Below are 6,333 nucleotides of genomic sequence, written 5' to 3' on the forward strand. Positions count from 1 at the left end.
CCCGGCTGCAGCGGGCAAGAAAACCGCGCGGCCCCGCTCCCACACTCCCTCCTTCATCGAACAACTCGCGCCGGTGCTGACCACGGTGCTGCCAATGATCGCGTCATGGCAGGCCGAACAAGGCAAGCGCGCGGCGCACGCCTCGCTGGAAAAAACCCGCGAATCCGCAGCGCCGGCCGCAGCCGCTGCAGCGCTGAACGCAGGGTCGCCGCAACTGCATCCATCCGACGGCGGCATCGTCAAGATCCAGCCCGGGCCGTGGTGGCGCCAGACCTGGCAGTTCATCAACGCCGCCGTCAACGCCTGGCTGGATAACTTCGCGCCGAGCATGGGCGCGGCGATCGCCTACTACACGATGTTTTCGATCGCGCCCATCCTGATCATCGCAATCGCCATCGCCGGCATGATCTTCGGGCAGGACGCCGCGCAGGGAGAAATCGTCGAGCAGATCCGCAGCATCGTCGGCACCGAGGGCGCCTTCGCCATCCAGGGCTTGCTCAAGTCGGTGAGCCAGCCACGCGAGGGCATGATCGCCGCCGGCATTTCCGTGGTGACCTTGGTCATTGGTGCGACTGCCGTGTTTTCTGAATTGCAGAGCGCGCTGGATCGCATCTGGCGCATCCCTGCGGTCAAGCGCAAGAGCGGCGTGTGGCAGCTGGCGCGCACGCGCCTGCTGTCGTTCGGACTGATCTTGGGACTGGGATTCATGCTGATGGTGTCGCTGGTGGTCAGCGCCGGGCTGGCGGCCCTGGGGAAATGGTGGGGCGGCTGGTTCGAAGGCTGGACCATCGTCATGCACGTGGCCAACTTCGTGATTTCGTTCGCCGTGTTCACCGTGCTGTTTTCGGCGATCTATCGCTTCATGCCGCGCGTGAGCCTGTCATGGCACGACGTGCGCATCGGCGCGATGGCGACCACGGTGATGTTCATGATCGGCAAATACCTGATCGGGTTGTACCTCGGCAGGACCGGCATGAGTTCCGGCTTCGGCGCGGCGGGATCGTTTGCGCTGCTGTTGGCATGGATCTATTACTCGGCGCAGATTTTCCTGCTCGGCGCCGAGTTCACCTGGATCTACGCCAACAACTTCGGCTCGCGCCAGCCGCGCATTTAATTCATGCAGCCCAACGTTGCGAGAGTACGCGCGAGTTGGACCATTCGCGCTTGGCGCTGGCGTCGACGTGAAGCAATTTCATGAAGCTGCTCCTTTTATTTCCTTATTGGATGGGACTAATGGATTTGCCGAAGCGCATGGAGCTGGTCAGCAAACCCTGGCGGAAGTAGAAGCGTTGCGCCAGCGCATTGGCCAGACCGGTGTCGAGCGTGAGCCGCACGCAACCGGACTGCGCCGCGATGTCGCTGAGCGCATCCAGCAGGCGTGCCCCGCATTGGCTGCCGCGCGCCGCTTCGGTGGTGACGAGGTCGTCGACGTAGAGGAATTTTCCGTAGACCAGATTCTCTTGCAGGCGATAGCCGGCCAGCGCCACCGGCTGATCGTCTTGCCATTCGGCCAGCAGGCGGTAGCCTTCAGCGACCTGGCGCGCCACGCGCCCGAGAAACTCCGCTTCGCTTTGCAGGTGCGGACGCAACTGCTTCATGACCGCATAGCAGGCGCGCAGGGCTTCCGGCGTGTCGGCGTGGTACAGGACGGCGGGACTGTTGGACATGGAAATCCTTCCGGGCAGAGTTGACAAGTCTGCATGGTAAGGAAGGTTTGGCATAACCGGCAGGGCCAAGAAATACAGATTTCACTGGGACATTGGATTTGCTTGCTCCCTTGTCCTCCCCTGCTCCGCCTACATTGACGTGGCCGAACGCGCCGCCTGTTCGTACAATCCCGAAAGGATGCGCAGGAAGCGCGCCAATTCTTCCAGTTCGAAGCTTTCCGTCTCGTCTCCGGTCAGGCCCGACACCAGCAACTGCTCGCGGATGTCGTAGTAGCGCTTGCAGACGTCCTGGCCCGCCTCGTTGGTCGAGTACAGCACTTCCTTGCCGCGCTTCTCGGTGTTGACCAGGCCCAGAGAATGCAGCTTCTTGAGCGAGTAGTTGACCACGTGGGTGTCCTCGATGTTGAGGATGAAGGAAATGTCGGCCAGCTTTTTCTCGCGCGCGCGGTGGTTGATGTGATGCAGCACCAGCACGTCGGTGGCGGTCATGTCCTTCATGCCGGCGGCGGAGATGCAGCGCACCATCCAGCGGTTGAAGGCGTTGCCGGCGATGATCATGCCGAACTCGAACTCGCTCAATTCCTTGCTTCTCCCAGAGGCCAGGTGCAACGACGATACGATGGGAACCTTGCTGAGGTTCTGCGCGAAGGTGGCTTTTACGTTTTTCTTTGCGGTCGGCATGGTGCTGGTTCCTGATATGAAATTCTGGCGGGTGCAGGCTCGGCATGTGACCCGCCGATGCCGATGGTCTGGATATCGCCGGGCGCCTCGATCTTGAAGATCGACACCGCGCGTCCCAGCGCCATCGACTGGTCGTGCATGCTTTGCGCAGCGGCGGCGGCCTGCTCCACCAGCGCCGAATTCTGCTGGGTCATGTCGTCGATCTGTTCGATGGCGTCGTTGACCTGGCGGATGCCGGCGCTCTGCTCGTCGCTGGCGGCCGAGATCTCGGTCATGATGTCGGCCACGTGTTTGACGCTGCGCACGATGTCCTGCATGGTGTTGCCGGCCTGGTCGACCAGCGTGCTGCCGGCATCGACTTTCTTGACCGAGTTCTGGATCAGGCCGGCGATTTCCTTGGCGGCCGAGGCGCTGCGCTGCGCCAGTCCGCGTACTTCCGCCGCCACCACGGCGAAGCCGCGTCCCTGTTCGCCGGCACGCGCCGCTTCCACCGCCGCGTTCAGCGCCAGGATATTGGTCTGGAAGGCGATGCCGTCGATGACACTGATGATCTCGACGATCTGGCGCGAGCTGTCCTTGATTTCACGCATCGTGTTGACCACCTGCGTGACGACGTCGCCGCCCTGCGTTGCCACCTGCGAGGCGTTCATCACCAGCTGGTTGGCCTGGCGCGCGTTCTCCAGCATGGAGCTGGCGGTTTCTTCCAGCGTGCTGGCTTGCAATTCGGTGCGCGCCGACAGGTTGGCGTTGCCGGCGGCGATCTCGCGCGCGGCCACCGAGATGGCGTCGGAGCCGTCGCGTACTTGCGTCACGGCATTGAGCAGGCCGTCGCGCATGCCTTGCAGCGCGGTCAGCAGTTTGCCGGTTTCGTCGTGGGCGCTGTTCTCGACGCGCACCGACAAGTCGCCGCCGGCCACCCGCTCGGCGATATTGATGGCGGCATTGAGCGGACGCGTGATGCTGCGCATGACCGAATAGCCGACCAGCACCGCCAGCAGCGAAGCAATCGTCGCCATCGCGATCATCAGCACGCTGGCTGCGCCGGAGACACGCTCGGCTTCCTGGCCGGCCTGCTCCATGCCGCGTCCCTGGAAGGCGATCAGGTTGTCGAGCGCCTTGAAATAAGCCGCCTGGTAGGGCGCGATCTCCGGCAGGATCAGGTCGCGTGCCTGCTCCACCTGGCCGTCCTTGACCGCCGCCAGGAAATTGTCGAGCACCGGGGTGTATTGCGCCCGCGCCGCGTTGACGGCGTCGAGCATGCGCTTGCCTTCTGCCGAAGGCGTGTCGCGCGCAAAGCGCTTGAGCGTCTCGTCGATGACGGCGCCGGCGCGCGTGATGGCGTTGAGCTCACCCTTTATTTCATCCACGGTGCTCATGAACAGCAGGTTGCGCATGCTGCGCGCGGTTTCGTCGAGCGCGCCCTTGACCGTATTGGCCATGACCGTGCGCGGATAGAAATCGTTGGCGATGCTGCGGATGTTGCCGTTGATCTGGTTGAGGCGGTAGACGCCGATCACGGTCAGGCCGAGCATCAGCAGGATGACCACGCCGAACCCGAGGCCGAGGCGTTGTCCTATGTTCAGGTGAGACAGTTTCTTCATTTTCCACCCCTCAATGTTCATGATGCAAATGCATGCCGACGTGCGGGCGCTGTGCGCCTGGCCGGCGGCTTTCCTCAAGAAAGAATCGGTCGCTTGCCGCAGGGATACCGGCCCCGCCGCAATCGACAAATCTCAAAGCCGCCGGCAATCAGGCCCGGAGAACTACGCCTGAAGACAAGTGTTTTTCCAGGAACCACTTGCCGTCGGGACGCAGCCGCCGGAAGAACGCTCAGAACGTGTGGCGGATGCCCATGTTCCAGGCGCTGTTGCCGCTGCCGGCCTCGATCGAACTGCCGACCGTGTACGGCGCGCCGTTCTTGTTCTTGATGTGGGCATACATCGCGTACAAGTCGGTGCGTTTGGACAAGGCGTAGCGATAGCCGAGCGCAAACTGATCCGCATCCTGGTTCAGCGCGGTCTTGTCATTCTTGCGAATGTAGGACGCCAGGACCGTGTGCTGCACGCCGAACGGCACCGTCACGCCGACCAGGATGTCGGCGCTGTCGGTGGACGCCACGATGGGCGTGGTGCCGTAAGGATTGACGGTGTTGCGCAGCGGCGAGCTGTTGAGCCCCTTGTTGACGCCATACGCGGCATGCAGCTTGGCCGGGCCGAAGTTGTAGGTCGCGCCGAGCAGCGTGCTGCGACCGGAGCCGGTCTGGGTGGTCACCGTGTCATTGTTGCGACCGTGGAAACCCAGGCGTACGTTCAACGGACCGTTGGCATAGCCGATGGCCGCACCGAGCTGGCTGGCGGCCGTGGTGCTGCCGGCAGTTTCGCCGAAGCCGTAGGCCAGCTCACCGGTCACGCCGCCGAAGTTGGGCGACGCGTACTTGATGGTGTTGTCCATGCGGCTGGCGCCGTTGCCGGTGTTCGGCATCAGGTTGGCGGCGTCGCCCGCATAGCCGGTGCCGAAAGGATCGACGGCCGACAGCACCAGATATTGCGGCGTGTACTGGCGACCGGCGGTCACCGTACCGAAGCCGCCGCCCAGGCCGACGTAGCTTTGGCGACCAAACAGCAGGCCGCCCTGGCCCAATGCGCCGGTGTCGTTCTGGAAGCCGGTTTCGAGCAGGAACAGCGCCGACATGCCGCCGCCCAGATCTTCCGTGCCTTTGAAGCCGATGCGCGAACCGCCGCTGATGCCGCTGGTCAGTTTGGTGACGTGACCAGCCGCGCCGCCGCTTTCGACCACGATGCCGGTGTCGATCAGACCGTAGATCGTGACCGACGACTGCGCGAGCGCAGGTACTACCTGGATGCCGACTGCGGCAAATGCCGCTGCAGCCAAGACTTTATGTTTCATTGAAACTCCCCGATAGATGAAATTGCATCAAACCCAATAAACCGCGTACCGGCCAAGTGTCGTGCGCGCCCTTCTGCTGGCCGGCATGCGCCTGCTCTCTGCGGCGCCGGGACAATGGCCGTTGTCCCGGTGCGTTCAAAGAGAACTCCTGGACGCGCAGCCGTGCTTTCCTCCCCGCTGCGCGTCGCCATTCTTTTCAATTCGTTGTCATGCCGTGAGCCGTTCACGCGGCAAATCGAACTTGTTGCTCCTGAATTCCTTGAGGAAGGCGAATGCCGGACTGCTGTCGCCGATGAAGCCGAACGAGGAATCCAGCACGCGCGGCGGAAGCCACGGATACGGCAGGAAGGAGTGCAAGGTCGTCAGCAGGTCGCCGGCAACGTCGGCGATCAGCATCATGTGGTCGATGCGAATGTGCATCTCGCTGGCGCGCCACAGCTCTTCCGGATGCTGGTTCAGTTGCCAGTTGTAGTAGCCGCGTCCGATGCGCAGCGACGCCGTTTCCTCTTCACGCATCAGCACCAGCCACGGCAGTTGTTCGATGCGGCCGTTGCTCACCTCCAGCTCGTCGCATATGTAATAGGTGCGGCAGTGCGTGAAGCGCTGGGCAAAGTCGGTCACCAGGGTCTGCGCGATCCCCTCGGCGCCGACCACCAGCGGCGGAAACGCCACTGCGCTGGCCGAGGTCGAAATGCTGAGCACCGCGTTCGGTTCATAGATGTCATGGATCAATGAAGGACAGCATTTGTCTTTTGCGTAGACGTACGCTTCCAACAGGGATTTATGCGTCAACATAAAATTCCTCGGTTCATGACGGGCGAGCCCGTCGCTATGGAGTCTGCGCGCTTGCTCTGCATGGCAGGCGCGCTTCGGATGGCGCTTACATGGCTATTCGTTGAGACGGTCGGTGACGAACATCTTGCCGGGCGCATGCGTAATGCAGAACGGCAGCTTGCTCAGTTCGGCGACGTATTGCGGGGTCACGCCGCAGGCCCAGAACACCGGCAATTCATCGTCCATGATCTCCACCGCATCGCCGAAATCCGGACGCATCAGGTCGGCGATGCCGATCGCCTGC

The 6,333-nt window shown here is 62.7% G+C and carries 7 protein-coding genes; 1 reads left to right on the forward strand and 6 read right to left on the reverse strand.

The window, feature by feature from the left end; all coding sequences use genetic code 11:
• The coding region (locus tag HLUSI_RS30720) for a YihY/virulence factor BrkB family protein (protein WP_016836616.1) at window positions 1-1,114 on the forward strand (1,114 nt) is incomplete at its 5' end.
• 103 nt (window positions 1,115-1,217) lie between these two features.
• On the opposite strand, the gene HLUSI_RS0125470 is transcribed toward HLUSI_RS30720, so the two are convergent.
• The 6 genes from HLUSI_RS0125470 to HLUSI_RS0125500 all read right to left on the reverse strand — a co-directional run.
• Window positions 1,218-1,667 carry a GNAT family N-acetyltransferase gene (locus HLUSI_RS0125470; RefSeq protein WP_016836617.1) on the reverse strand — a complete coding sequence of 150 codons (450 nt, stop codon included), beginning with the start codon at window positions 1,665-1,667 and terminating at the stop codon, window positions 1,218-1,220.
• A 129-nt stretch (window positions 1,668-1,796) separates the two neighbouring features.
• Complete coding sequence (locus HLUSI_RS0125475) at window positions 1,797-2,348, reverse strand: winged helix DNA-binding protein (protein ID WP_016836618.1); 552 nt, start codon at window positions 2,346-2,348, stop codon at window positions 1,797-1,799.
• Window positions 2,324-3,949, reverse strand: a complete 1,626-nt coding sequence (locus tag HLUSI_RS0125480) for a methyl-accepting chemotaxis protein (RefSeq protein WP_016836619.1) — start codon at window positions 3,947-3,949, stop codon at window positions 2,324-2,326. Before HLUSI_RS0125480 ends, HLUSI_RS0125475 begins: the two co-directional genes overlap by 25 nt.
• Window positions 3,950-4,178: 229 nt before the next feature.
• Window positions 4,179-5,255 (reverse strand): porin, encoded by a 1,077-nt coding sequence (locus tag HLUSI_RS0125490; RefSeq protein ID WP_016836621.1) that lies wholly within the window; start codon window positions 5,253-5,255, stop codon window positions 4,179-4,181.
• A 207-nt stretch (window positions 5,256-5,462) separates the two neighbouring features.
• Complete coding sequence (locus tag HLUSI_RS0125495; protein ID WP_016836622.1) at window positions 5,463-6,050, reverse strand: hypothetical protein; 588 nt, start codon at window positions 6,048-6,050, stop codon at window positions 5,463-5,465.
• A gap of 93 nt (window positions 6,051-6,143) precedes the next feature.
• The coding region (locus HLUSI_RS0125500; RefSeq protein WP_029364026.1) for a D-glutamate cyclase family protein at window positions 6,144-6,333 on the reverse strand (190 nt) is incomplete at its 5' end.

Source organism: Herbaspirillum lusitanum P6-12 (assembly GCF_000256565.1).
GTDB classification, from domain to species: Bacteria; Pseudomonadota; Gammaproteobacteria; order Burkholderiales; family Burkholderiaceae_D; genus Herbaspirillum; species Herbaspirillum lusitanum.